General features: G+C 65.8%; 24 protein-coding genes and 3 tRNA genes. 19 read left to right on the top strand and 8 right to left on the bottom strand.

The features are described 5' to 3' along the window. The first annotated feature begins 3 nt into the window (after positions 1-3). The gene (locus IE191_RS03985; RefSeq protein WP_308432871.1) at positions 4-222 is read left to right on the top strand and encodes a hypothetical protein; all 219 of its coding nucleotides are present in this window, start codon (positions 4-6) and stop codon (positions 220-222) included. Positions 223-418: 196 nt separating this feature from the next. Here the strand turns inward: IE191_RS03985 and IE191_RS03980 are convergent, their stop codons facing one another. Both IE191_RS03980 and IE191_RS03975 read right to left on the bottom strand, forming a co-directional pair. Continuing rightward, the gene (locus tag IE191_RS03980; RefSeq protein WP_191323073.1) at positions 419-2,461 is read right to left on the bottom strand and encodes a M13 family metallopeptidase; all 2,043 of its coding nucleotides are present in this window, start codon (positions 2,459-2,461) and stop codon (positions 419-421) included. Positions 2,462-2,590: 129 nt separating this feature from the next. After that, complete coding sequence (locus IE191_RS03975) at positions 2,591-2,998, bottom strand: low affinity iron permease family protein (RefSeq protein ID WP_191323072.1); 408 nt, start codon at positions 2,996-2,998, stop codon at positions 2,591-2,593. 532 nt (positions 2,999-3,530) lie between these two features. On the opposite strand from IE191_RS03975, the gene IE191_RS03970 reads away from it, so the two are divergent. From IE191_RS03970 to IE191_RS03925, 10 genes are all read left to right on the top strand, one after another. Further along, positions 3,531-5,957, top strand: a complete 2,427-nt coding sequence (locus IE191_RS03970) for a TonB-dependent receptor (protein WP_191323071.1) — start codon at positions 3,531-3,533, stop codon at positions 5,955-5,957. A gap of 2 nt (positions 5,958-5,959) precedes the next feature. After that, complete coding sequence (locus IE191_RS03965; protein ID WP_191323070.1) at positions 5,960-6,103, top strand: hypothetical protein; 144 nt, start codon at positions 5,960-5,962, stop codon at positions 6,101-6,103. Further along, complete coding sequence (locus IE191_RS03960) at positions 6,100-7,539, top strand: MFS transporter (protein WP_191323069.1); 1,440 nt, start codon at positions 6,100-6,102, stop codon at positions 7,537-7,539. The genes IE191_RS03965 and IE191_RS03960 overlap by 4 nt, the downstream gene beginning before the upstream one ends. 405 nt (positions 7,540-7,944) lie before the next feature. Continuing rightward, positions 7,945-8,910 carry a TauD/TfdA dioxygenase family protein gene (locus IE191_RS03955; protein WP_191323068.1) on the top strand — a complete coding sequence of 322 codons (966 nt, stop codon included), beginning with the start codon at positions 7,945-7,947 and terminating at the stop codon, positions 8,908-8,910. A 99-nt stretch (positions 8,911-9,009) separates the two neighbouring features. Then, positions 9,010-9,681, top strand: coding sequence for a glutathione binding-like protein (locus IE191_RS03950; protein ID WP_191323067.1), 672 nt, complete (start codon positions 9,010-9,012; stop codon positions 9,679-9,681). Next, positions 9,678-10,529: a TauD/TfdA dioxygenase family protein gene (locus tag IE191_RS03945; RefSeq protein WP_191323066.1), complete on the top strand. Its 852-nt coding sequence runs from the start codon at positions 9,678-9,680 to the stop codon at positions 10,527-10,529. Before IE191_RS03950 ends, IE191_RS03945 begins: the two co-directional genes overlap by 4 nt. Before the next feature lie 141 nt (positions 10,530-10,670). Further along, positions 10,671-10,747 (top strand) — tRNA-Pro (locus IE191_RS03940). Positions 10,748-10,868: 121 nt separating this feature from the next. Beyond that, the gene (gene thyA / locus IE191_RS03935) at positions 10,869-11,831 is read left to right on the top strand and encodes a thymidylate synthase (RefSeq protein ID WP_191323065.1); all 963 of its coding nucleotides are present in this window, start codon (positions 10,869-10,871) and stop codon (positions 11,829-11,831) included. Positions 11,832-11,949: 118 nt separating this feature from the next. Beyond that, a tRNA-Asp gene (locus tag IE191_RS03930) sits at positions 11,950-12,026 on the top strand. Between the two features lie 131 nt (positions 12,027-12,157). Next, a tRNA-Asp gene (locus IE191_RS03925) sits at positions 12,158-12,234 on the top strand. 74 nt (positions 12,235-12,308) lie between these two features. Here the strand turns inward: IE191_RS03925 and IE191_RS03920 are convergent. From IE191_RS03920 to IE191_RS03905, 4 genes are all read right to left on the bottom strand, one after another. Beyond that, on the bottom strand, positions 12,309-12,548 hold the full coding sequence (locus tag IE191_RS03920; protein WP_191323064.1) for a DUF2842 domain-containing protein: 240 nt from the start codon (positions 12,546-12,548) through the stop codon (positions 12,309-12,311). Then, a complete protein-coding gene (locus IE191_RS03915; protein WP_191323063.1) occupies positions 12,548-13,168 on the bottom strand; it encodes a 5-formyltetrahydrofolate cyclo-ligase in 621 nt (206 codons plus the stop codon). Before IE191_RS03915 ends, IE191_RS03920 begins: the two co-directional genes overlap by 1 nt. Before the next feature lie 156 nt (positions 13,169-13,324). Further along, the gene (locus IE191_RS03910) at positions 13,325-13,681 is read right to left on the bottom strand and encodes a cell division protein ZapA (protein ID WP_191323062.1); all 357 of its coding nucleotides are present in this window, start codon (positions 13,679-13,681) and stop codon (positions 13,325-13,327) included. Between the two features lie 45 nt (positions 13,682-13,726). After that, positions 13,727-14,029: a hypothetical protein gene (locus IE191_RS03905; protein ID WP_191323061.1), complete on the bottom strand. Its 303-nt coding sequence runs from the start codon at positions 14,027-14,029 to the stop codon at positions 13,727-13,729. A 236-nt stretch (positions 14,030-14,265) separates the two neighbouring features. On the opposite strand from IE191_RS03905, the gene tkt reads away from it, so the two are divergent. From tkt to IE191_RS03885, 4 genes are all read left to right on the top strand, one after another. After that, on the top strand, positions 14,266-16,233 hold the full coding sequence (tkt, locus tag IE191_RS03900; protein ID WP_191323060.1) for a transketolase: 1,968 nt from the start codon (positions 14,266-14,268) through the stop codon (positions 16,231-16,233). Between the two features lie 54 nt (positions 16,234-16,287). Beyond that, entirely contained in the window at positions 16,288-17,295 is a 1,008-nt protein-coding gene (gene gap / locus IE191_RS03895) for a type I glyceraldehyde-3-phosphate dehydrogenase (protein ID WP_191323059.1), read from the top strand. 93 nt (positions 17,296-17,388) lie between these two features. Beyond that, complete coding sequence (locus tag IE191_RS03890) at positions 17,389-18,585, top strand: phosphoglycerate kinase (protein ID WP_191323058.1); 1,197 nt, start codon at positions 17,389-17,391, stop codon at positions 18,583-18,585. Positions 18,586-18,736: 151 nt separating this feature from the next. Beyond that, positions 18,737-19,639 (top strand): fructose bisphosphate aldolase, encoded by a 903-nt coding sequence (locus tag IE191_RS03885; RefSeq protein WP_191323057.1) that lies wholly within the window; start codon positions 18,737-18,739, stop codon positions 19,637-19,639. Between the two features lie 13 nt (positions 19,640-19,652). Here IE191_RS03885 and IE191_RS03880 read toward each other — a convergent pair whose 3' ends face one another. Next, on the bottom strand, positions 19,653-20,018 hold the full coding sequence (locus tag IE191_RS03880) for a hypothetical protein (RefSeq protein ID WP_191323056.1): 366 nt from the start codon (positions 20,016-20,018) through the stop codon (positions 19,653-19,655). Positions 20,019-20,110: 92 nt separating this feature from the next. Here IE191_RS03880 and thiE point away from each other — a divergent pair, with 92 nt between their 5' ends. From thiE to IE191_RS03865, 3 genes are all read left to right on the top strand, one after another. Continuing rightward, positions 20,111-20,833 (top strand): thiamine phosphate synthase, encoded by a 723-nt coding sequence (gene thiE / locus IE191_RS03875; protein WP_191323055.1) that lies wholly within the window; start codon positions 20,111-20,113, stop codon positions 20,831-20,833. Between the two features lie 115 nt (positions 20,834-20,948). After that, positions 20,949-22,058 carry a L,D-transpeptidase family protein gene (locus IE191_RS03870; protein WP_191323054.1) on the top strand — a complete coding sequence of 370 codons (1,110 nt, stop codon included), beginning with the start codon at positions 20,949-20,951 and terminating at the stop codon, positions 22,056-22,058. 74 nt (positions 22,059-22,132) lie between these two features. After that, positions 22,133-24,082 (top strand): OPT family oligopeptide transporter, encoded by a 1,950-nt coding sequence (locus IE191_RS03865; RefSeq protein ID WP_191323294.1) that lies wholly within the window; start codon positions 22,133-22,135, stop codon positions 24,080-24,082. 19 nt (positions 24,083-24,101) lie between these two features. Here IE191_RS03865 and IE191_RS03860 read toward each other — a convergent pair whose 3' ends face one another. Continuing rightward, on the bottom strand, positions 24,102-24,560 hold the full coding sequence (locus IE191_RS03860) for a hypothetical protein (RefSeq protein ID WP_191323053.1): 459 nt from the start codon (positions 24,558-24,560) through the stop codon (positions 24,102-24,104). A 93-nt stretch (positions 24,561-24,653) separates the two neighbouring features. On the opposite strand from IE191_RS03860, the gene efp reads away from it, so the two are divergent. Beyond that, a complete protein-coding gene (efp, locus tag IE191_RS03855; protein WP_191323052.1) occupies positions 24,654-25,217 on the top strand; it encodes an elongation factor P in 564 nt (187 codons plus the stop codon). Positions 25,218-25,220: the final 3 nt, after the last annotated feature.

Genomic DNA, 25,220 nt, shown 5'->3' with positions numbered 1-25,220 from the left:
CGCATGAACAAGGAACTGACGTTGGACAAGACCATCAAGCTCACGCTGAGCGAAGACGAAGCCGAAATGATTGTCGATGCGCTGGAGGTTGACCTGGAAGGCTACCTCGAATCCGCCAAGGAAGCGCGCGGCAACAACAATCGCGCTGATGTGGAAACCTTTACCGAAGCGGGCGAACGCATCGCCAAGCTGATCGCCAAGATCCGCACCAAGCTGGACTGACCCAGGCAAAAAAAAAGCCCCCTCCTCTTCAGAGGAGGGGGTTGGGGGTGGTGCGAGGCCTGGCGCAATGGCTGCCTGCATCGTTCCGTTTTATATTATAAGCTGCTGTATAAGCCAGCAAATCTCGGGTGTGGTTTCCACCACCCCCAAACCCCCTCCTCTGAAGAGGAGGGGGCTTTTTTGTTTCAGCCTCAGCTCACCACAGCTTGGCGCGCTTTTCCGGCGGGATGTACATCGTGTCGCCCGGCTTGACGCCAAACGCCTGATACCACGCCTCGATATTGGGCAGCGGTCCCAGGATGCGGAAGCGGGCCGGGCTGTGCGGATCGGTGGTGACCTGGTTGCGCAGCGCATCCACGCGCTGGTTGGCGCGCCAGGCTTGGGCGAATGACAGGAAGAAACGCTGGTCGCCGGTTAGGCCGTCGATCACCGGCGCCGGCTTGCCGCCCAGCGACTTGTGATAGGCATCGAGCGCCACTTGCAGCCCGGCAAGGTCGGCAATGTTCTCGCCCATGGTCAGCTTGGGGTTGATGAAGGCACCGGGCGCCGCCTCGAACCGGGCGTATTCATCACCAAAGACCTTGGCTTCCGCCTCGAACCGCTGCGCGTCCTGCGGCGTCCACCAATCGGTGATCGCGCCATTGGCATCGATCTTGCGGCCCTGGTCATCGAAGCTGTGGCTGATTTCGTGGCCGATGATCGCCCCGGTGGCGCCATAGTTCACGGCATCGTCGGCGCGCGGATCGAACAGCGGCGGTTGGAGGATGCCGGCGGGGAACACGATCTGGAGCTTGGCGCCGCCGTTGTAGGCGTTCACAGTCTGCGGGTTCATGCCCCACTTCTTGCGGTTCACCGGCTTGCCCAGGTCTTCCATCTCGTAATCGGCGTTGAACCGCGCGGCGCGCGTGACATTGCCATAGAGATCGTCGGGCTTGATCGTCAGCGCGCTGTAATCGCGCCACATATCCGGATAGCCGACCATCACGTCGATCCGCGCCAGCTTGGCCAACGCGGCCTGCTTGGTCGGTTCGCTCATCCACGGATTTGCCTGGATACGGGTGACGAACGCGGCGCGCAGGTTGGCGACCAGTTCCTGCATGCGCGCCTTCGACGCGGGCGGGAAATACTTCGCGACATAGGCCTGGCCGGCCGCTTCCCCCAACTGGCCATTGACCAGTTCCAGCCCGCGCTTCCAGCGCGGCTTGAGCTGCCCCACGCCGGTCAGCGTGCGGGTAAAGGCAAAGCGGCTGTCGACCATCGCCTGGGTCAGATAGGGCGAGGCCTGGTCGGCTACGTGGAAGGCCTGCCACAGCTTCAGCGTTTCCAGCGGCGTCTTGGCATAGAGCGCGGCGAGATCGCGGATCGCGCTGTTTTCCCGCACGATGATGCGCTGCTGGGGCGGCACTTTGGCGCCATCGAAGAATGCGACCCAATCAACGCCAGGCGCGTAGGCGGCGAGTTCGGTTGAAGACATCGGGTTGTTGGTGGCACTGCGGTCACGACGGCGGGCCACGTCCCAGCTTACCGTGGCGATGTCGGTTTCAAAGGCCATGATGGCCTTGGCTGCCTCGGCCGGGTTGGCGATGCCCAGCGTTTGCAGGGTGCGCGTGATATAGGCGACATAGGCCTCACGCTGCGGCGCGAAGGCGGGCTTTAGGTAATAGTCGCGGTCGGGCAGGCCCAGGCCGCTCTGGCCCAGCGTCAGCACGTTGAGCCCGGCGTTGGCGGTATCCGGCCCCACGCCATAGCCGATCAGGCTGATACCGAAGCGGCCTTCGCTGCCACCCATCGCACGGGCAAAGGCAACCTTGTCGGGCAGGGCCATGACGCGGGCGATATCGGCCTGGAGCGGGGCAATGCCGCGCTTCTCGATCGCTGCTTCGTCCATGAAGCTGGCATAGAGTGCGCCCACCTGGCTGGTGGCAGGCATGGCGGCGACCAGGCCTTTCATCTGGTCCTGCACGCGCTCGTCGATCAGCGCGAGCGTGCCGATGTTGGGGCGCTCCGCCGGGATCGGCGTGCGCGCCTTCCAGGTGCCGTTGGCATAGGTGTCGAAATCGTTGCCGGGCTTGACCGAAAGGTCGCGGCCTGAAAGGTCAACGCCCCAGCCGCCAATCGGGCCGCTGCTGGCATCGGTGCTGGAGGTCGGGGCGGGGACGGAGGTCTGCGCTGCGGGGGCAGGGCTCGCCAAAGCTGGCTGGCTCGCCACGGTCAGGGCCGTGCTCGCCAAAACGATCATGCGCAATGTCACAGTGCCATTCTTCCTTGATCTAATCCCCTCAATCGCGGGGAGCCTAGCCCAAGGCAGTTTCATCTGAAAGGGTTTGATACAGTCGATGCCCTTGATAAAAAGGGCATGTCCAAGCAATCAGCGGCGCTTGAGCAAGACCTCTACGCTTTCCTCCACGCTGGCACTGTCGGTATCGCATCCGCTTTCCTGCTCCAGCGCGGTGCGGATGTCGGAAATCTTGCTGTCCGAGAGGTGCTCGATCCCGATGAAATCGCCGCGCGCGCCTTCCAGCGCCCGGATCAACTCGTCCAGCTTGGCCTGCATGGCGGCGGCATCGCGGTTTTGCGCGTTCTGGATCACGAAGACCATCAGGAACGTGACGATCGTGGTGCCGGTGTTGATCACCAGTTGCCAGGTATCGGACCAGGCGAAGATCGGACCCGATACGGCCCAGACCACGATGACCAGCGTGGCCAGGGCAAAGCTTGCCGGCTGGCCGGCCAGGGCCGAAACGCGATTGGCAAACGCGGTGAAAAGCCGGTCCATGGCGTGGGTCTTTCTGCAAAGATTGCTGTTTCGTGTCTCAACCCGGTCGGCGGCCACCCGGTTCCCGAAAGGGCAGGGAACCGTCGCTGGCGCATGTCCGCTTGGCCCTGCCCAAGAATTGCTTGCAGGGTCGATCTATCGCCGCAGCTTGACCGTCAAAAGTCTATCAAATAAATAGAGATCAAGACGCAGCGGGCTGGCCCCATGCTGCGCCGGCCACTTGTGGCCGCAGCGGGCCCGCGGCTTTTGATCGGGAAGCAGCTTGCTCCGCGTTACCAACGGCTAAAGCGCGCGAACGCTGGGGCGACCTCGCCAGGCTTCGTGTTCCCCGCTGTTTCAGGGGTGATACGATGCAATGCCAATCCTAGGACAATAACGCCTGCGCGCGCTGATCCCTGACACCGGGGGCCCTGAGAGCGGGGCGCGCTGCCATCCGGCGATTCTTATCCTTGCGCCATAATCAGGCGGTGCGGCGATGCCCTTGTCGGGGCAGGTCGGCCTGTGCCGCTCGTCCATGAGGGACCACGTTTCCATGTCGATTGTTCACGCCACCCGCTCGGCCACGGGCCTGGGCGCCCTGCTGCTTGCCTCCACCGCCCTGGCTGCGCCGAGTCTGGCCCATGCGGCCGAAGTCCCCGCTGCTGCAACCGGCGAGCAGGCGCCCGCGCCCGCCGCCGATCCGGGCAGCCCCGAGGTGCCCGATGCCGGCGCGATCACCGTCACCGCACGCCATCGCGAGGAAAAGCTCCAGGCCGTGCCCTTGGCGATTTCCGCTGTTTCCGGCGCGGAACTGACCAGCAAGCGGATCGAGCGGGTCAGCGAATTTGCCCTGCGCGTGCCCAATTTCAGCGCGCTGCAACAGAACACGCGCGTATCTGGGCTCTATATTCGCGGCCTAGGTGGCAATGCCAGCAACGATGGCGCCGAAGGCGGCGTCGGCCTGATCGTCGACAACGTGTTCTTCACCCATGTGGGCTTTTCCTGGCTCGATTTCGTCGATCTGGAAAGCATCCAGGTGGTGCGCGGGCCGCAGGGCACGCTGCTGGGCAAGAACACCACGATCGGCGCAGTGATCGTGCAGACCGCGAAGCCCAAGTTCGAACCGTCCTACACGCTCCAGGCGACCTACGGCAATTACGACGCGGTGCAGGTGCGCGCCAACGCCACCGGGCCGATCATTGCCGACAAGCTGGCCTATCGCCTGACCTTTGCCGAAAGCAAGGGCGGCGGCTGGAACACCAATGCCTACAACGGGGCCAAGCTGCTCGACAACAACCGCTGGTCGGTGCGCGGGCAGTTGCTGTTCACACCCAGTGCCAACTTCTCCTCGCGCCTGATCGCCGAGCATTACGAAACCAACGAATACAACAACTTCTACCCGCCAGTTGCGGATGTGACGCAGAACCTCAACCTGGATGGCACGGTCAATTCGCCGCGCACCGGCAGTTGGACGGCCAAGCTCGCCCGGTTCGGTTACACGCCCAATCTCAACGCGCCCTACAACGCCAATCTCAACAACCAGGATCGCCTGGTAGCCAATACCGATGGCCTGTCCAACGAGATCAACTGGGATCTGGGCGGCGTCAATCTGACCGGCGTCACGGCGTGGCGGCGGCTCTATTTCCGTCCCTACAACGATAGCGATTATACTCCGCTGGATATCTATCGCGCGGGCTATGATGTTGACGTCAATCAGTATTCGCAGGAGCTCCGGCTGGCCTCGGCCAAGGGTAGCACGATCGACTGGCAAGTGGGCGCCTACTACCTGCACGAGAAATTGCGCAGCAACCTGCGCACCATCTTCGGTTCGGATGCGTCCACCTTCTTCCTCGGCTCGGGCGTGCCATCGTCCTACATCGACGGGCTGGAATACGATCGCGACGGGCGCCTGACGATCGACGGCGTGGCCGGCTTTGGCCAAATCACCGCGCATCTTACCTCGACATTCTCCGTCACCGGCGGGGTGCGCTACACCTGGGAAAAAAAGCAGGTCAATGTCGCCGGTTACGCGCTCAATGTCGCAAGCCTCAACCCGGCCGGCGCAGCATCGCAAACGGCGCTGCTCAACAACCTGGGCGGCACCACCGGCAGCGCGGCGGGCGCCTATACGCTCGCCAACCAGGTCAGTCGCGGGTCGGTCGCCTGGCTGATCAACCCGGCCTGGCAGGTCACGCCCAACGTGCTCCTCTATGCCTCGGCCAGCCATGGCGAGAAGTCTGGCGCGGCCAACACCTCGGCCACGGCCAGCCAGGCTGCGCTGGTGATCACCCGGCCGGAAAAGTCCACCGACTTTGAAGGCGGGATCAAGACCAACTGGGCGGGCGGCAAGGCCACGCTCAACCTCAATCTCTACAACAACACGATCACCGATTATCAGAGCAGCCGCGTCGACAGCACCAACGCTTCGTTCGGCACTTATCTGGCCAATGTCGGCAAGGTGCGCCTGCGCGGCTTCGAACTTGAAGCGACCTATCGCCCGGTGCCGGCCTTCGGCATCAACGCCAACCTGGCCTACAACGACGCGAAATATCTCGATTATGCCGATGCCCCGGCACCGCTGGAATATCAGGCGGCGCTTGGTGGCGCCGCCAAGCCGCTGTCGCTCACCGGCTATCAGGTGATCGGGTCCAACAAGTGGACGGTGCAGGGCGGGGTGGACATTGACCAGCCGATCGGCGGGGAATGGAACCTCACCGGCTTTGCCAACACCAGTTGGAAAAGCCGTATCGCCTACATCAATCCGCGCTCGATCTATGGCTGGCAGGCGCCGGTGGCGATCACCAATGTCGGGCTGGGCCTGCGCACGCAGGACAACCGCTGGCAGGTGCAGGCCTGGGCCAAGAACGTGACCAACGAACGCTATGCCGTGTCCTATGGCGCGGCCAGTGCCTCGGCCCCGGTAATCGAAGTCTATGGCAACCCCCGCACGTTCGGCGGCACCATCACGCGGACGTTCTGACCATGGCCAACGATGCATCGCCGCGCCGCCAGATGAAGCTGGGTGCGTTTCTCTTTAATTTCTGGCGCGAAGACCTGGGCCTGGCGCGCCCTGACGCCGGCTTTCCTGCCGCCACACCTGCCGAACCGAAGGAGCTTGTTGCATGAGCACGCTTGCCCTCGATGCCGCGCGCCGCGCGAGCCCGGCCACCACGCCCGCGCGGCTTGGCCCGGCGCGGCTGATCGCCTTTTCCAGCCTGGGGATGCCACTTGCGGCGGTCGAAGTGCCGCTCAGCACCTATGTGCCGCCTCTCTATGCCAGTGCCTTCGGCTTTTCGCTGGGCACGGTGGGGCTGATCTTTCTGCTCGCGCGGCTGTGGGATGCAGTGATCGATCCGGCGATCGGCCTGTTGTCAGACCGCACGCGCAGCCGCTGGGGGCGGCGCCGGCCGTGGATCGCCGGGGGCGCCGCGATCTTTGCGCTCGGTGCGGTGCCGGTGTTCCTGCCGCCGGCCTGGTTTGGCCCGTTGGCGCTCTCGGCAGCGCTGTTCGTGCTCTATCTGGGCTATTCGATGATGGCGACGCCGCTGGCGGCCTGGATGGGCGAGCTTTCCGGCGCCTATCACGAGCGCACGCGGATCACGACCTATGCCCAGGCGCTCACGTGCGTGGCGCTGCTGCTCGCGCTGGTGCTGCCCAGCCTGCTTGTCACGCGCCTGGCCGACCAGCCCCGGCTGGAGTTGGCGGCGATGGGGGCGATGGTCTTTGCGCTCCTTGCGCTGACCCTGCCGCTGGGCATTCGCGCCTTGCCCGAGCCGCCGCCCCCTTCGGGCGCGCAGGATCCGGTGCGGGTGTGGCACACCCTGCGCCTGGTGTTCGGCGAAGGCATGCTGCTGCGCGTCCTGGCGTCCAACGCCGCCGTGCGCCTGGCGCAGGGCGTGCGCACCGCGCTGTTCGTGTTCTTCATCAGCCATTACATGGGCCATCCCGCCTGGGCGCCGGGCCTGTTCCTGCTGCAATATGTGTTCGGCATCTTTGCCTGTCCGCTGTGGCTGGCGATCGGCCGCCGCGTGGGCAAGGAACGCGCGGCTGTGGCCGGGGAGCTGACCCAGGTGGCGATCAACCTCGGGCTGCTGGCCCTGGCGCCCGGCAGCGTGGCGCTGCTGCTCGCGCTCACCGTGGCACAGGGGCTTGCCCAGGGTTCGGGCAATCTCATGCTCCGCTCGATCGTGGCGGACGTGGCCGACTATCATCGCCTGCGCACGGGCGAAGACCGCATCGGCTTGTTCTTCTCGGTCTTTTCGCTGTCCGACAAGGCGGGCGTGGCCCTGGCCATCGGCATTGCCTTGCCGCTGGCGGCCTGGATCGGCTTCGATCCGCGCGGCAGCAATCCCGCGCCGGTGCTGGAGCATCTCAAGTGGCTGTTCGCGCTGGGGCCGGCGTTTGGCCACATCATCTCTGCCGCCGTCATCCACGGCTTCCCGCTCGACGAGCGCCGCCATGGCGACATTCGCCGCCAACTGGCCGCGCGCGATGCCGCCGGGCTGGTGTCGGACGCCAGCCGCGATCGCTGGCTGGCCGAGGCAAGCCGCGAGGGCGATTGATAATTCCGCTTGGGGACGGCCACGCAAAACTTGGCCCTATCGGCGCGATCCAGGCTTGCCATCTGATAGTCAATCGATAGAGTAGAGATTGTTCGCAACGGCTTTTCCCTGGCCCGGAAAAGCGGGCTTTCCGCCCGAACCGATCGGCCCGCGGCTTTTGATGGGAAGCAGCTTGCTCCGCGTGATCAACGGCTAAAGCGCGCGAACGCTGGGGCGACCTCGCCAGGCTTCGTGATCCCTCCCTTCAGCAGAGGTGATGCGATGCACAAGACCATCCGAATGTGTTGATCGGCCGCGCTGCGCGCGCTGCCATCCATCCTGACTTTTTCGATCTTCCCATCGTTCGTGCGCCCCGGCCCGATCTGGGCCGATGCCGCCTGTCCTGATTTTCAAAGGAGCTTTCTCATGGCCACCATCGTTGCCAGCTATCCCAATGCCAAGGATCCCGCTTCGCCGCTGGACATTCGCCCCGTCACTGGCCGCATTGGTGCGGAAGTGCATGGCCTCGCGCTTTCGGGCGATCTCGATGCCGCCACCGTCCAGGCGATCGAAGCCGCGCTGGTCCGGCACAAGGTGCTGTTCTTTCGCGGGCAGCAGCATCTCGACAATGCCCAGCATGAAGCGCTGACCGCGCTGTTTGGCGATCCCGTCGCCCATCCCACGGTGCCGGTCGCGGAAGGATCGCGGTATCTGCTCGAACTCGACAGCAAGGAAGGTTACGCTGCGTCCTCGTGGCACACCGATGTCACGTTCCTGGCGGCCTATCCCAAGGCTTCGATCCTGCGCGGCATCACCATTCCCGAAGCGGGCGGTGACACGCTCTGGGCCAATGGCGAAACCGCCTATGATGGCCTGCCCGAGCCGCTGCGCCAGCTCGTCAACACGCTCTGGGCGGTGCACAGCAATGATTACGATTATGCCGCTACGCTGGCCGCAGCCGGCGCCACGGCCGAGGCGAGCGAAACCGCCAAGGAGCGTACGCTCTATCACAAGTCGGTGTTCGCCTCGACGATCTATGAAACCGAGCATCCGGTGGTGCGCGTCCATCCGGTCAGCGGCCAGCGCAGCCTGCTGCTGGGCCACTTCGTCAAGCGCTTTGTCGGCCTGAGCGAGGCGGATTCGGCCCGGATCTTCAACATCCTGCAAGATCACATCACCAAGCCGGAAAACACCGTCCGCTGGCGCTGGCAGCCGGGCGACGTGGCCTTCTGGGACAACCGCAGCACGCAGCACCGCGCCATTGCCGATTTCGGCCTGCAACGCCGCACGCTGCGCCGCGCCACGGTGGCCGGTGACGTGCCGGTGGGCATCGATGGCCGCCAGAGCCGCACGACGCGCCAGGAACGCGCCGCCAGCAGCCAGCCGGCCTGAGGGCCTCAGGGTCACTTCAACCAGCGCGGGGAGGGGGCAGGGCTGCCCGCTCCCCGTTCGGCACTTTTCGTTCGATCATGCCAAGGACACCCTGGCCCTATGCAACTGCTTGCTTCCCCCGGCGCGACCAGCCTGCCGGCCCATGTGATCATTCGCGAACTCGATCTGCCTGTGCCCGTGCGGTTGCTGCGGCTGGGGCCGGGCGGGGATGATCTTGCCCCGCTTACCCCGTTCGGCCGTATTCCCGCCCTGGTCCTGGATGATGGTTCGGTGATCGGGGAAAATGCCGCGATCCTGCCGTTCCTTGCCGATCAGCGCCCCGGCACCACGCTGTTCGCGCCGGCCGGATCAGTGGAGCGGGCGCAGATCCAGGCGTGGATCGGCTATATCAACAGCGAGATCCATGGCGCCACGCAGCGGGTCGGCAACCGCCCGCATCTCTATTCCGATGATCCCGCCGCCCATGAAGGCATCCGGCAGGCCGCTCGCCGCCGGTTGCGGGAAGCCTATCAGCCGATCGAGGATCGCCTGAGCGAGGCGGAGTGGCTGGTGTCGGATCGCTTTACCATTGCCGATGCCTATCTCGGCGTCTTTGCCAGCTATGTCCCGCATTTCGGTCCGGCGCTGGCCGATCTTCCGGCGCTTGCGGCATTCTCTGCCCGATTCGAGGCGCGGCCGGCGGTCAAGGCCGTGCGCGAGGCCGAAGGGCCACTGCCATTCCGGCCCGGCGCGGGCGCCCGCCCCATTGCTGCTGAAGAGGTGGCCGCGTGACTCTGGAAATCCGCAAGCACGGCCGTGTCGGGGCCGAGATCCTGGGCGTCGATCTGTCGCGCCCGCTGGCAGAGGCAGACTTTGCGGCGATCCGCGCTGCCTTTGCCGAGCACGGGGTGGTGTTCTTCCGCGATCAGCAGCTCACCGAGGAGCAGCATATCGCCTTCGCCCGCGCGTGGGGGCCGATCAACATCAACCGCTTCTTTGCGGCGCACCCGCGCTATCCCGAAATCGCGCTGGTGGTGAAGGAGCCTGACCAGCAGCACAATATCGGTGGTGGCTGGCATACCGACCACTCCTATGATTTCGAGCCGGCGCTGGGTTCGATCCTGGTGGCACGGGAATTGCCGCCGCAGGGCGGGGCCACGGCCTTTGCGTCGATGTACGCCGCCTATGAAGCGTTGCCGCCAGCACTCAAGGAGCAGGTCGACGGGCTGCATGCGGTGCATTCGGCGCGCCATGTCTTCGGCAGCAAGGCTGCGGCCTACGAAGCCTTGCAGGACACCCGCCGCGATGGTCGCATCGGCAATGCCGCGGCCGCCGACGTGCTCGACGATCCGGTCCATCCGGTGGTGATCACCCATCCGCTCAGCGGAAAGCGCGCGCTCTATGTGAACCCGGGCTTCACCTTGCGCGTGGTCGGCCTGTCAGATGCGGCGTCTGCCGATCTCCTGGCCACGCTCTATGATCACGCGCGGCAGGTCGAATTCCAGGAAGACTTTCAATGGCAGCCGGGCTCGATCGCGTTCTGGGACAACCGCGCCACCTGGCATTATGCCTACAACGATTATCACGGCCACCGCCGCGAGATGCATCGCATCACCATCGAAGGCGTTCCGTTGGCCTGATTGAATGAGGTAAATGGCTGTTTTGCATGAATAAACCACAAACTGTTGATAAGTTTTTGAAACAGGGCTTGCGCGTCCGGAATCGCCCGCATATAGGGCGGCCCTGCCCAGCGGGGACGGCCTAGCCCGAACCGCTCCGGTCGGGGAGTAGCTCAGCCTGGTAGAGCACTGTCTTCGGGAGGCAGGGGCCGGAGGTTCGAATCCTCTCTCCCCGACCACTTATTCTTCCTGCATTGCAGGAGCATGAAAAAGCCGGCCTTCGGGTCGGCTTTTTTCGTTTCCGGTGCGGCCCCGGTGCCACTCTTCCAGATTCTCGCCTGCGCTCCTAAGGCTGTGGGCATGACACGCTCCACCGAATCCCGCATCGACCACCCCGAATGGCAATACCTCGATCTCATGCGCCAGATCTGGACGCAGGGGGACGAGCGCATGGATCGCACCGGCGTCGGCACCCGTGCGGTGTTCGGCGCGCAATTGCGCTTTGACTTGTCGCAGGGCCGGGTGCCGCTGCTTTCGACCAAGCGGGTCTACTGGAAAACCGCCACGCGCGAGTTCCTGTGGTTCCTGACCGGCGATACCAATATCCGCAGCCTCTGCGCGCAGGGCGTGGAAATCTGGACCGACTGGCCGCTCGATCGCTATCGCCGCGAAACCGGCGAGGCGATCAGCCGCGCCGATTTTTCCGCGCGGATCGTGGCGGACGCGGCCTTTGCCGCGCAATGGGGCGATCTCGGCCCGGTCTATGGCAAGCAATGGGTCGATTGGCCGGTCTATGAGCCGGCGGGCCAGGACGGGGCAGGGGGCAACCTCTATCGGCGCCGCGCGCAAGGGGTGAATCAGGTGGCCGAGCTGGTCGACGGCCTGCGCCGCAATCCCGGCAGCCGCCGCCACATTGTGGAAGGCTGGAACGTGGCGGAGCTGGACGCCATGGCGCTGCCGCCGTGCCACAAGACCTACCAGTTCCATGTTGCCGGCAATCGCCTGTCCTGCGTGCTCTATCAGCGCAGTTGCGACGTGGTGCTGGGCCTGCCGTTCAACCTGTGGGGCGCGGCGCTGTTTGTCCACATGCTGGCCCAGCAATGCGATCTGGAGCCGGGCGAACTGGTGTGGATGGGCGGAGACACCCATCTCTATCTCAATCACGCCGATCTGATCGAGGCGCAGTTGCAGCGCGAGCCATCGGGTGATCCACGCCTGGTGATCGCGCGCCGGCCCGAATCGATCTTTGATTATGCGATCGAGGATTTCGCGGTGGAAGGCTATCATCCCCAGGGCCATCTGGCGGCGCCCGTCGCGGTTTGAGCCGCCCGTGTTCCGGGGACATGGTGCAAGTTTCCACAGCTTGCTGCGAAAATTCTGCATGACCCTTTGTTGACACCCGCCGCGGCCCGGCATAGAGGCGCCTCACCCCAAGGGGAACGCGGGTGTAGCTCAGTCGGTTAGAGTGCCGGCCTGTCACGCCGGAGGTCGCGGGTTCGAGCCCCGTCACTCGCGCCATCCCTTGGGTAAGATATTGTTGTTGATTGAAAATCCTGCTCGAACAGGATTTTCGCGTCAGGCTCGGAAACGAAACTTTGGCAGTTGACAGCATATCGGCCGCGCCTTAGAGGCGCAAACCCCAAGGGTACGCGGGTGTAGCTCAGTTGGTTAGAGTGCCGGCCTGTCACGCCGGAGGTCGCGGGTTCGAGCCCCGTCACTCGCGCCACTTGGTGGTTTTCAAAAAGGCCTCCTTCGGGAGGCCTTTTTTGCGTCTGGCCTTGCAGAACCAAAAACGCCGCGTCACCCCCAGCGGCCGGTTTCCATCCAGATCAGGAAGCGGCGCAGCGGCAATAGCCACACTGTGCCGAGCACGAGATAGACCGGCACCTGCACCAGCACCGGCAGGCGGCCCAGCCAGTCGCCCAGGCTCATCACCACGCCGCCATAGATCGCCAGCGCCGTGATCAGCGCCAGGACGCCCACCGGCTTGCGCCAGGTGGGCGGTGGTGGCGGGTTGAAGTGCGGCTGACGCTCGCTCATCAGAATGGCCCGTAAAGGCGCGTGGGCGTGACCACGGCGCGCAAGGGTTGGTCATGTGCTTCGCCCGGCAGGGCATCCACGCATTGGGCGTCCCAGGCCATGCCGATCGGTACGGCATCGGGGTGGGCTTCCAGCCAGCGGTCATAATGTCCGCCGCCTTGGCCCAGGCGCTGGCCCTGCGCGGTAAAGCCCACCAGCGGCACGAACAGCACGGCCGGCGTTGCCTCCGGCGCGTCGGCCGCCGGTTGCAGCACGCCCCAGGGATCGGGCTCCAGCACCTCTTCCAGCGGCGGCACTTGCCACAGGCGGAACTGCATCGGCGCGTCGCGACCGGCAAACCAGGGCAGGGCGACCGGATGGCCCGCTTCGTGGAAGAAGCCGGCATAGCTGGCGGTCGGCGCTTCCCAAGGACTGGCATTGTAGAGCGCCACGGTGGCGCCGGCCGGGATCAGATTCAGCAGCGGAGCGGGTGGGCGGCGAAACAGCAGGGCGCGGGTGCGCGGATCGAGCGCCTCGACATGGGCGCGACGGCGAGCGCGCAAGTCCTTGCGCAGCGCCTGCTTGGCCGCGACGGCGGCGGTATCGATCTCGTCCGAAGATGGGGGTGACGGGCCCACCATGGGTCGTTCTCCGGGAAAATCCTCTGACGCCTCAACGTCAGGTGGGGACCATGTGCCTGTGCCAGGGCCCAGGTAGGGACAGCCCCCTTGGATTTGCTTATAGCCTCAGGGATGTTTCATGCGGCGCGTGCCGGGCAGAACCCGTCGCCATGCAATTTAGGCGCTCGTGGCATCCGGCTCAAGGGGCAGGGCAAGTTTTTGCGCGAGGTTTTCCACCCGCTCGGCCAGCTTGCCCACCCGCGCAACGAGTTCCGGCGGCAGGCTGGCCGGCTCGGGGGCAGGCGGCGGCGGTGTGGGCGCCGGGGCCGGGCGGCTGTGCACCTCGTGCAATTCGTCGGCCAGCATCAGCGCGGCAAACAGCAGCATGCGCGCTTCGCCCTGGGTGGCGATGTTGCCCAGGCGACGCACGCGATCGTCGATCATGCGGCCCAGCATTTCGGCGTGGGCTTCCTCTCCGGCGGCCACGGAAATGGTCAGGGACCGTCCGCCGATGGCCAGAGTCACGTTCGTCATCTGCATGCTCGTTGTCCCCCTGGCGCCTGATCGATCGCAGCGGCGTTACTGCGGCAGGCTCGACAGCAGCAGGTCGAGCTGCTGCAATTCCTCGCTCACCCGCTCGCGCAGCTTGCGATGGCGCGATTTCAACTCGCTGAGTTCGGCCAGCGTGGCGCGCTCCTGCCCGGCGGCGGCGGCCTGTTCCTCGGCCTGGCGGCGGGCGACCACGTCTTCCAGCCGGGCCAGCGCCAGTTCGACCCGTTCGATGGCCGAAAAGAGATCGCCGGTGCCCTCTGGCAAGATGCCGCCGGTTGCTGTTCCGCCGGTTGCCGTCTGGTCTGCCGAATTGCCTTCGATGATTGCCATGATTCCTGCGGTATCACACTGGCCGTGGCCTGCAAGTTCCCCTGTGTATAGATTGCCGCGACGCGCGCCGATTGCGCTGTCAAAATCCACGACCTGCCGCCCGGCGCATTCGTGTTCACGGAAAGCGGCCGACGCCGCGCTTGACGCTGGCATGCCGGGGAACCAAAGAGGCCGCGATTTCCCCGAATCAGACGCGACCGCAAGCCGGGCGCGCGAGTAAGGACACCAACCCGAAGATGACAAGCGATCCGACCGCGCTGGCGCCCATGGCCAACGCGATCCGTGCGCTGGCGATGGACGCGGTCCAGGCAGCGGAATCCGGCCACCCTGGCATGCCGATGGGCATGGCCGATGTTGCCACGGTGCTGTGGTCGCGCTTTCTGAAGTTCGATCCGGCCGCGCCCAAGTGGCCCGATCGCGATCGCTTCGTGCTTTCGGCGGGCCACGGTTCGATGCTGCTCTATGCGCTGCTCCACCTGTCGGGCTATCAGCAGCCGACGATGGACGACATCCGCAATTTCCGTCAGCTTGGCAGCCCTTGCGCCGGCCACCCGGAAAACTTCCTGCTGCCGGGCGTGGAATGCACCACCGGCCCGCTGGGCCAGGGCTTTGCCATGGCCGTCGGCATGGCCATGGCCGAACGCCACCTCAACGCGCAGTTCGGCGATGACCTGGTCGATCACCGCACTTGGGTGATCGCGGGCGATGGCTGCCTGATGGAAGGCATCAACCACGAAGCCGTGGGCCTGGCCGGCACGCTGGGCCTGGGCCGCATGATCGTGCTGTGGGACAACAACAAGATCACCATCGATGGCGATACCTCGCTGTCGACCAGCGAAGACGTGCTGGCCCGCTATCGCGCCAGCGGCTGGCACACCGAAGATTGCGACGGCCACGATTTCGCCGATATCGAGCGGGCGATTGCCGCCGCGATGGCCGATGAACGCCCCTCGCTGATCTCGTGCCGCACCGTGATCGGCAAGGGCGCGCCCAACAAGCAGGGCGGCCACAACGTCCACGGTTCGCCGCTGGGCAAGGACGAGATCGCCGCCGCGCGCGAATACCTTGGCTGGACGGCCGCGCCGTTCGAGATTCCTGAGGACATCCTCGCCAATTGGCGCGCCACGGGCGACGCTGGCCGCGATCTGCGCGCCGAATGGGAAGCGCGCCTGGCCGCCAATCCGCAGGGCGGCGAACTGATGCGCCGCATGGCGGGCGAGCTGCCTTCGGGCGAGGAAGCGGGCCAGGCCTTTGGCGAATGGCTGGGCAAGACCCAGAACATCGCCTCGCGCAAGGCGTCGGAATTGGCGCTGGAAGTGCTCACCCCGCTGGTGCCGGAAATGGTTGGCGGCTCGGCCGATCTCACCGGCTCCAACAACACCAAGACCAAGGCCACCACGCCGTTTGGCCCGGCCGACTATGCCGGCCGCTATGTCTATTACGGCATCCGCGAATTCGGCATGTCGGCAGCGATGAACGGCATGGCGCTGCATGGCGGTATCATCCCCTACGGCGGCACGTTCCTGGTCTTTGCCGACTATTGCCGCAACGCGATCCGCCTCTCGGCGCTGCAACACACCCGCGTGATCTATGTGCTCACGCACGATTCCATCGGCCTGGGCGAGGATGGCCCCACCCACCAGCCGATCGAAACGGTGATGAGCCTGCGCATGATCCCGAACTTGCAGGTGTTCCGTCCGGCCGACGCGGTGGAAACCGCCGAATGCTGGAACTTGGCGCTGTCTTCGCCGCACACCCCGTCGGTCCTGGCGCTCACCCGCCAGAACCTGCCGCAACTGCGCCACGATGGCGCGATGCTCAGCGCGCGGGGCGCCTATCGCCTGGTCTCGGCCACCGCCGCGCGCAAGGTCGTGCTGCTGGCCACGGGTTCGGAAGTGGCGATCGCGGTTGACGTGGCCAAGGCGCTGGAAGAGCAGGGCATTGGCGCAGACGTCGTGTCCATGCCGAGCTGGGAACTGTTCGAAGCGCAGGACGCTGCCTACAAGGCGGATGTCATTCCGGCCGACGCGCTCAAGGTCTCGATCGAGGCCGGCACCACGTTCGGCTGGCAGAAGCATGTCGGCGATGGCCTGACCATCGGCATCGACACTTTCGGCGCGTCCGCCCCGGCGTCGGTGCTCTACGATCACTTCGGTCTCACCGCCGAAAAGATCGTGCCGCAAGTTCTCGAACGCCTGGGTTGAACCCGGACCGTTCGTTTCATCCATCCAGTCTCTTCATTTCCAAGGAGAAAGACCATGGCGACCAAGGTTGCAATCAACGGTTTCGGGCGTATCGGCCGCAATGTGGCGCGGGCCATTCTCGAACGGCCCGACTGCGGCCTGGAACTGGTCGCCATCAACGACCTCGCCAGCGCCAAGGCCAATGCCCTGCTGTTCAAGCGTGACAGCGTGCACGGCGCCTATCCCGGCACCGTGGAAGTGGACGGCAACGACCTGATCATCGACGGCAAGCGCATCAAGGTGACCGCCGAGCGCGATCCGGCCAAGCTGCCGCACGGCGAACTCGGCATCGACATCGCGCTGGAATGCACCGGCTTCTTCACCGACCGCGAAGGCGGCATGAAGCACATCGAAGCCGGCGCCAAGAAGGTGCTGATCTCGGCCCCGGCCAAGAACGTCGATCTCACCGTCGTGTTCGGCGTGAACCACGACAAGCTGACCGCCGATCACGTGATCGTGTCGAACGCTTCGTGCACCACCAACTGCCTGGCGCCTTTCGCCAAGGTGCTGAACGATGCCATCGGTATCGAACGTGGCCTGATGACCACGGTGCACAGCTACACCAACGACCAGAAGATCCTCGACCAGATCCACTCCGACCCGCGCCGTTCGCGCGCCGCGGCGATGAGCATGATCCCCACCACCACCGGTGCCGCCCGCGCCGTGGGTGAAGTGCTGCCCGAACTGAAGGGCAAGCTCGACGGTTCGGCCATCCGCGTGCCGACCCCGAACGTCTCGGTGGTGGACCTGACCTTCCAGCCCAAGCGCGACACGACCAAGGAAGAGGTCAACGCGCTGCTCAAGGCTGCGGCCGAAGGCCCGCTCAAGGGCGTGCTGGCCTACAGCGAAGAGCCGCTGGTCTCGATCGACTACAACCACGATGCCCACTCGTCGACGGTCGACAGCCTGGAAACGGCCGTGATCGATGGCAAGCTGGTGCGCGTGCTGTCGTGGTACGACAACGAATGGGGCTTCTCCAACCGCATGGTCGATACCGCCGGCGCGATGGGCAAGCTGATCTGATCGCCTGAATGCGAAGGCCCGGTGCCCGCGCGTCTGCCCTTGCGGCAGAGGCGGGCGCCGGGCCTTTTCCTTGTATGCCAAGGAGATAGAGCAATGACTTTCAAGACTCTCGATGATCTGGGCGATGTTGCCGGCAAGGCCGTGCTGGTTCGCGAAGATCTCAACGTGCCGATGGCCGACGGCCAGGTCACCGACGACACCCGCCTGCGCGCGGCGGTGCCGACGCTGACCGAACTGGCCGACAAGGGCGCCAAGGTTCTGGTGCTGGCCCACTTCGGCCGTCCCAAGGGCGAGCGTAGCGAGGCCAATTCGCTCCGCCAGGTCGTCCCCGCGCTCAGCCATGTGCTGGGCCGCCCGGTGACGTTCATCGACGATTGCGCCGGCGCCGAAGCGGAAGCCGCCGTGGCGGCGCTGGCCGATGGCACCATCGCCGTTCTGGAAAACACCCGCTTCCACAAGGGCGAGGAAAAGAACGATCCTGACCTCGTTGCTGCCATGGCCAAGCTGGGCCAGGCCTATGTCAACGATGCGTTCTCGGCCGCGCACCGCGCCCATGCCTCCACCGAGGGCCTTGCCAAGGTGCTGCCCGCCTATGCCGGCCGCGCGATGCAGGCCGAACTCGAAGCGCTGGAAAAGGCGCTGGGCAATCCGGTGAAGCCGGTCGCCGCCGTGGTCGGCGGAGCCAAGGTCTCGACCAAGCTCGATGTGCTCAAGCACCTGGTCAGCAAGGTCGATCACCTGATCATCGGCGGCGGCATGGCCAACACCTTCCTCGCCGCGCGCGGCGTGGACGTGGGCAAGTCGCTGTGCGAGCATGACCTGACCGGCACCGCCGAGGAAATCCTCGACAACGCCGACAAGGCCGGCTGCACCGTGCACCTGCCTTACGATGTCGTGCTGTCCAAGGAATTCGCCGCGAACCCGGCCAGCTTGCGCACCGCCAACGTGCATGAAGTGGGCGCGGACGAGATGATTCTCGATGTCGGCCCTGCCGCTGTCGAAGCGCTCGGCGACGTGCTCAAGACCTGCCGCACCCTGGTGTGGAACGGGCCGATGGGCGCGTTTGAAATGGCGCCGTTCGATGCTGCCACGGTTGCATTGGCGAAGACAGCAGCCGCGCTGACCAAGGAAGGCTCGCTGGTTTCGGTGGCCGGGGGCGGGGATACCGTCGCCGCGCTCAACCATGCCGGCGTGGCGGGGGATTTCTCTTATATCTCAACCGCTGGCGGCGCTTTCCTCGAATGGATGGAAGGCAAGGAACTGCCCGGCGTCGCCGCGCTGGAAGCCTGAGCCAAACTTTTTTGCAGGCGCGTGTTGCAGTGCAGCGCGCGCCTGTTTATGGCGTGGTCGCGCATAGGTATGCGTTGCAAGATTCGGCAACCCGGTTGCCACACTGGTGGGTGACGCCCCGCGCGCCGCCGCCCCAACCACAGGATCGATCATGAACCACGCTGAAATGACCGAAAAGATGGCCCACGGACATGGCTTCATCGCCGCGCTGGACCAGAGCGGCGGATCGACCCCCAAGGCGCTCAAGGGGTATGGCATCGAGGAAGATGCCTATTCCAACGATGAAGAGATGTTCGGCCTGATCCACCAGATGCGCAGCCGGATCATCCGCTCGGCGGTGTTCAACGGCGAGAAGGTGATCGGCGCGATCCTGTTTGAACGCACCATGGACGGCATGGTCGATGGCAAGCCGGTGCCGACCGCGCTGATCGAAAAGGGCGTGGTGCCGTTCATCAAGGTGGACAAGGGCCTGGAAGCCGAAGCCGATGGCGTGCAACTGATGAAGCCGATGCCCGAGCTTGACGCGCTGGTCGCCCGCTCCAAGGCACTGGGCGTGTTCGGCACCAAGGAGCGCTCGGTGATCAACGCGGCCAGCCCCACTGGCATTGCCGCCGTGGTGAAGCAGCAGTTCGACGTGGCCATGCAGATTCTGGCCGGCGGCCTGATGCCGATCATCGAGCCCGAAGTGAACATCAAGAGCGACACGCGCGAGGGCTGCGACACGATCCTGCGCGACGAACTGCTCAAGGCGCTGGACGCGCTGCCCGCAGGCACCAAGGTGATGCTCAAGCTCTCGCTGCCCAAGGTGCCCGGCACGTTCGATGCGCTGGTCGATCACCCGGCGGTGCTGCGCGTGGTGGCCCTGTCGGGCGGCTATGCCCGTCCGGAAGCCTGCATCGAACTGGCCAAGAACCGGGGCATCATCGCCAGCTTCAGTCGCGCGCTGCTTGAAGACCTGCGCCACCAGATGAGCGAAGCGGAATTCGACGCGGCGCTCGGCGGCGCGATCGATGAAATCTTCACCGGCTCCACCCAGAAGCTGGTTGCGGCCTGATCAGCCGAACACCTCAGTCCGGCGCCAGTGGACTGAAATGAAACCGCCACGCGCCCGGCAGGATACGCCTGTCGGTGCGCTTGGCCGGTTCGGCGGCATCGAGCACGACGCCTGATGCGTCCGGCGTGCCCAATTCAAGATCGCGGCTCTGGCCACCCACTTGCGTGCGCACGATGAGGCGACCGGCCGTGATGCAGCGGGCGTTTTCCGGGCAGCGGCTGTCTTCCACGACCGACAGCGGCCGCACTTCCAGCCTGCCGGCGCGCGTGGCTTCGCCCAGCCGCGCCATGCCATCGTCGCGGGCTGGCTTGGGCAGTGTGGCACAGGCGCCGATCGCGATCAGCGACAGTAGCGGCAAAAGCGGGGGCAGGGTCCTCATGCCCCTTGCAATGCGCTGCAACAGGCCCAGGTTCCCGACGCTTTTTGCGCAATGATGGACGCGGCCCCGGCAAAGCGTTAGGGGCTGCGGCCATGACCAATCTTGCGACCCAGCTTTACCTGATTTCGCCGCTCGACGTGGGCGGCGATTTTCCCGATCGTCTCGCCCGCGCGCTCGATGGCGGGCCGGTGGCGGCGTTCCAGTTTCGCGTCAAGGACGTGGACGAGCACGCCGCGGCCAAGCTGGCCGATCCGCTCCAGCGGATCTGCGCCGATCGCGACGTGGCGTTCATCGTCAACGATTCCGTCAGCCTGGCCAAGCGCCTGGGCGCCGATGGCGTGCATCTGGGGCAGGACGATGGCAGCGTGGCCGATACGCGGCAGCGCCTGGGCCGCGATGTCCAGATCGGCGTGACCTGCCACGCCAGCCGCCATCTGGCGATGGAAGCGGGCGAGGCGGGCGCCGATTACGTCGCGTTCGGTGCGTTCCATCCCAGCGGCACGAAGGAAACCAAGCACCGCGCCGCGCCCGAGCTGCTGGCCTGGTGGTCTGCCGTATTCGAGCTGCCCTGCGTGGCGATCGGTGGCATTACCCCGCAAAACTGCGCGCCGCTGGTGACTGCCGGCGCCGATTTCCTGGCGGTGAGCGGTGCGGTCTGGGCCAACGATCAGGGTCTGGATGAAGCCGGGGCCATCGCCGCCTTCCTGCGCGCCATTGGCGAGGCGCCGCCGCGCGAAACCGAAGGGCTGGGCGATCTGCGCGCCGATGACGCCGACCAGGGTGAGGCAGACGACATCGGTAACGAGGCGGATTGATCCGGCCAGTTGATACGGCGGGGCGGGAACGATCATTACAAATCCGGGTTGTCGCCTGGCAATGCCACGCCGCGCCTGCCGTTCAGCAGGCGAGATGCGCTGGCACGGAGACATGATGACACGCGACCGCCGGCTTGCCCCTTCCGCTTTTCTTTCCCTTGTTGCACTTGCCCTGGCGACCGCTGCCTGCAACACGTCCGCACCCGATGGCGCCTCCAGTGGCTCGGCCAGCGCCAAGGCAGCCCTGCCTGGCGCGGACAGCATGGCATCCGATGACGCCGGCCCGGGCGAAGCCGCCGCAATGCGCGACGACCAGCCCCGTCCGGAGATGCAGGCCCAGGTGCTGCTCGACCGCGCCGGTTTCGCCCCCAGCGTGATCGACGGGACAATCAGCGGCTCTACCCACAATGCCCTGCGCGCCTTTCAAGAGGCCAATGGTCTGGCGGTTACCGGGCAGCTTGACGATGCCACGCGCGGCATTCTCGCGCGGCAGAGCAACATTCCTGCCACGCGGGTGGTGACGATCCCGGCCGATTTCGCCGCCGGTGCGTTTGCCCCGCTGCCCAAGGATCCGGCTGCCCAGGCCAAGCTGCCCGCGCTGGGCTATGCCAGCCTGGATGAAAAGCTGGCCGAGCGGTTCCACACGACGCCAGAGGTGCTTCACGCGCTCAATCCCGGCGCACCACCCTTTGCCGGCGGGGCCAAGCTGCGCGTGCCCAACGTGGGCGCCGATGCCATCGATCCGGCGCAAGTGAAGGATGCCGCCTGGCGGCAGACTCTCGCCAACCTGGGCGTGGGGACGGACCAGCCGTCTGCCGCGCGCATCGTGGTCAGCCGCAAGGCCGGCACGCTGCGGGTCTATGACGAGCAGAACGCGCTGGTTGCCGCGTTCACGGTCACCACCGGTTCGGAGCATGATCCGCTGCCGTTGGGCACCTGGAAAATCAACGGCATCGATCACAATCCCAAATATCACTTCAATCCCAAGCTGTTCTGGGACGTGTCGGATGCCAAGCTCGATGCGGTGCTGCCGCCTGGGCCGAACAGCCCGGTGGGCGTGGTGTGGATCGATCTGTCCAAGCCGCATTACGGCATTCACGGCACGCCCGAGCCGGCCAACATCGGCAAGACCGAAAGCCACGGCTGCGTGCGCCTGACCAATTGGGACGCCGCGCGCCTGGCGCAGATGGTCAGCCAGCAGACCAAGGTCGAATTCGTGGCCTGACTGGCGCGCTTGCCGCCATCTTCCCTTTGCGCGCGGCCCGTGCCACACCGCGCGCTTACGGCAAGAAGGATGCAATGGTGGCAAGTGGCAGCAATCCCCGGGAATTGACCGCGCGCGGCATCGCGCTCGGCGCGGCGTTGACGGTGATCTTCACCGCCGCCAACGTCTATCTGGGCCTGCGGATCGGGCTTACCTTTGCCACGTCGATTCCCGCTGCGGTCATCTCGATGGCGATCCTGCGTCTCTTGCCGGGATCGACCATCCAGGAAAACAACATCGTCCAGACCATCGCCAGCTCGGCCGGCACGCTCTCGGCGATCGTGTTCGTGCTGCCCGGCCTGGTCATGGTCGGATGGTGGAGCGGCTTTCCCTATTGGCAGTCGGTGGCGGTGATCGCCATCGGCGGCATCCTGGGGGTGATGTATTCGGTGCCATTGCGCCGCGCGCTCGTGACCGGGTCGGACTTGCCCTATCCCGAAGGCGTGGCAGCGGCCGAAGTGCTCAAAGTTGGCGCGGGCGAGGGCGGTACCGAGGAAAACAAGCGCGGGCTGGCTGCCGTTGCCACGGGCACCGGGCTGTCGGTGGCCTATCCGCTGCTCGCCAAGCTGGGCCTGGTGGCCGAGGAAGCGAGCGGCGTGTTTCGCTTTGCCGGTTGCGCCACCACGGCGGGCGGCGGCCTGTCCATGGCGCTGATCGGCGTGGGCCATCTTGTCGGCCTCGCCGTCGGCCTTGCCATCCTGGCGGGCGTGGTCATCGGCTTTGGCGTGCTGCTGCCGATCTACACCGCCGGTGGTCCGCCGGCCGGGACCGAGCTGGCCGATTTCGTGTCCGGCGTGTTCCGCGCCAAGATCCGCTTCATCGGCGCGGGCACGATCGGCGTCGCCGCGATCTGGACCCTGCTGCGCGTGATCGGCCCGATCGTGCGCGGCATCGCCGGGGCGCTCGCCGCCAGCCGTGCCCGTGCCGCCGAAGGCTATGCCGGGGTCGCCCTGACCGAGCGGGACTTGCCGATCGGCCTGGTCGGCGGCACGATCGTGGTGCTGATGCTGCCCATCGCCGTGCTGCTCGCCGGATTTGCCAGCGACGGACCGGTGGCCGCGCACCTCGGCACGACGCTGCTCGCGGCGGTGGCTTATGTGCTGGTGGCGGGTGTCGTCATCGCGTCGGTCTGCGGTTACATGGCCGGGCTGATCGGCGCGTCGAACAGTCCGATCTCGGGCGTCGGCATCCTCGCCGCGCTGGGCATCGCGCTGGTCCTCCTCGCGCTGTTCGGCCATCTGGCCGATCCGGCGGCGGGCAAGGCGCTGGTCGCCTTCGCGCTCTTCGTCACCGCGCTGGTGTTCGGCGTGGCGACCATTTCCAACGACAACCTGCAAGACCTCAAGACCGGCGAACTGGTCGGCGCCACGCCGTGGCGGCAGCAGGTGGCGCTCGTGCTGGGCGTGGTGTTCGGCGCGGTGGTGATTCCGCCGATCCTCACGCTGCTCAACGGCACGTTCGGCTTTGCCGGCGCGCCGGGCGCCGGTCCGGAAGCGCTGGCTGCGCCCCAGGCGGCGCTGATTTCCGCGATCATCCAGGGCGTGCTGGGCCAGGGGCTCGACTGGAATCTCATTGCACTGGGCGCCGCGATCGGTGCCGGCGCGATCGCGCTCGATGAAGGCCTGCGCGCCACCGGCAAGGGCGCGCTGCCGCCGCTCGCCGTGGGCATGGGCATGTACCTGCCGATGCCGACCACGTTGCCGGTGGTGATCGGCGCCGTGCTCGGCCATTTCTACAACCGCTGGGCGATGGGCCAGCGCGATCCGGCGCTGGCCGAACGCATGGGCGTGCTCACCGCCACCGGCCTGATCGTGGGCGACGGGCTGTTCAACATCGCCTTTGCCGCGCTGGTTGCCGGCAGCGGCAAGGCCGATGTGATGAGCGTGATCGCGGCCAATGCCTGGAGCATGCCGCTGGGGCTGGCGCTGTTCGGCGCGCTGGTCGCCTTTGCCTATGCCCGCATGGCCCGGGGCGCGCGGGTTTGATCCCTGCGGGCAGGCGGCGTCAGTTGGCGCCGTTTACCCCGGCCTCCGGTGCGTCGGCAAAGCCGCCACTGGGCGCGCCGGTGCGGGTGCAGCGCACGCCGGTGCGCTTGCCCTTGGCATCGAGCTGCAACACCGTGTTCGGCCCCTGGGCCAGGTAGCTGCGGCCATAGAACGGCCCGGAGGTGAAGCTCATCGCGCGCCCCAGCAGCACATAAGTGCCGCCGCCCTTGCCATCGGGTGTGCGATAGCTGGAATCGGGCATGATGCGGAAATCCTCGGCCGGCAGATGGCGTGGCACCGTGGCAGCGTCCCCGCCGGTGTCGCAAGACCAGTGGCCGTTGTGCAGGGTGCCCAGATCACCGCCCGGAACGGCGCGCGCGGGCGCAGCGGCCAGCGTCAGGGCCGCGGAGGCGGCAAGCGCCCCGGCAAGGGCGAGGAGCGGGGCCGGCAGGAGGACGAGACGTGCGCGCAAGGTCATGAGCGGGTGGCTAGCATGCAACAGCGGCTTGAAGCAATCGGCCACCTCGGCTAAGGCGCGGCCTTTCCTACTTTGGTCAGGGCTCTTTCCATCATGAAGATCAGCGGCGTGGACATCCGTCCGGGCAATATCCTGGAATACGAAAAAGGCATCTGGAAGGTCGCCAAGACCCAGCACACCCAGCCCGGCAAGGGCGGCGCGTTCATGCAGGTCGAAATGAAGAACCTGATCGATGGCCGCAAGACCAACGTGCGCTTCCGCAGCGCCGACACGGTCGAGCGCGTGCGCCTCGATACCAAGGACTTCCAGTTCCTCTATGCCGAGGGTGAAGACCTGGTGTTCATGGACGTGGAAACCTACGACCAGATCACGCTGCCTGCCGATCTTCTTGGCGACGCCGCTGCCTTCCTCCAGGACGGCATGACCGTGCTGCTCGAAATGTATGACGAGCGCCCGATCTCGGTCGAACTGCCCGAAACCGTCGAAGCCACCATCGTCGAAGCCGACGCCGTGGTGAAGGGCCAGACCGCCTCTTCGTCGTACAAGCCGGCCGTGCTCGACAACGGCGTGCGCATCCTGGTGCCGCCGCATATCGAAAGCGGCACGCGCATCGTGGTGGACGTCTACGAGCGTTCCTACGTCGGCAAGGCGGGCTGATCC

The organism is Novosphingobium pokkalii (assembly GCF_014652855.1).
GTDB lineage: Bacteria > Pseudomonadota > Alphaproteobacteria > Sphingomonadales > Sphingomonadaceae > Novosphingobium > Novosphingobium pokkalii.
This window is presented reverse-complemented; position numbering and strand designations above follow the sequence as displayed.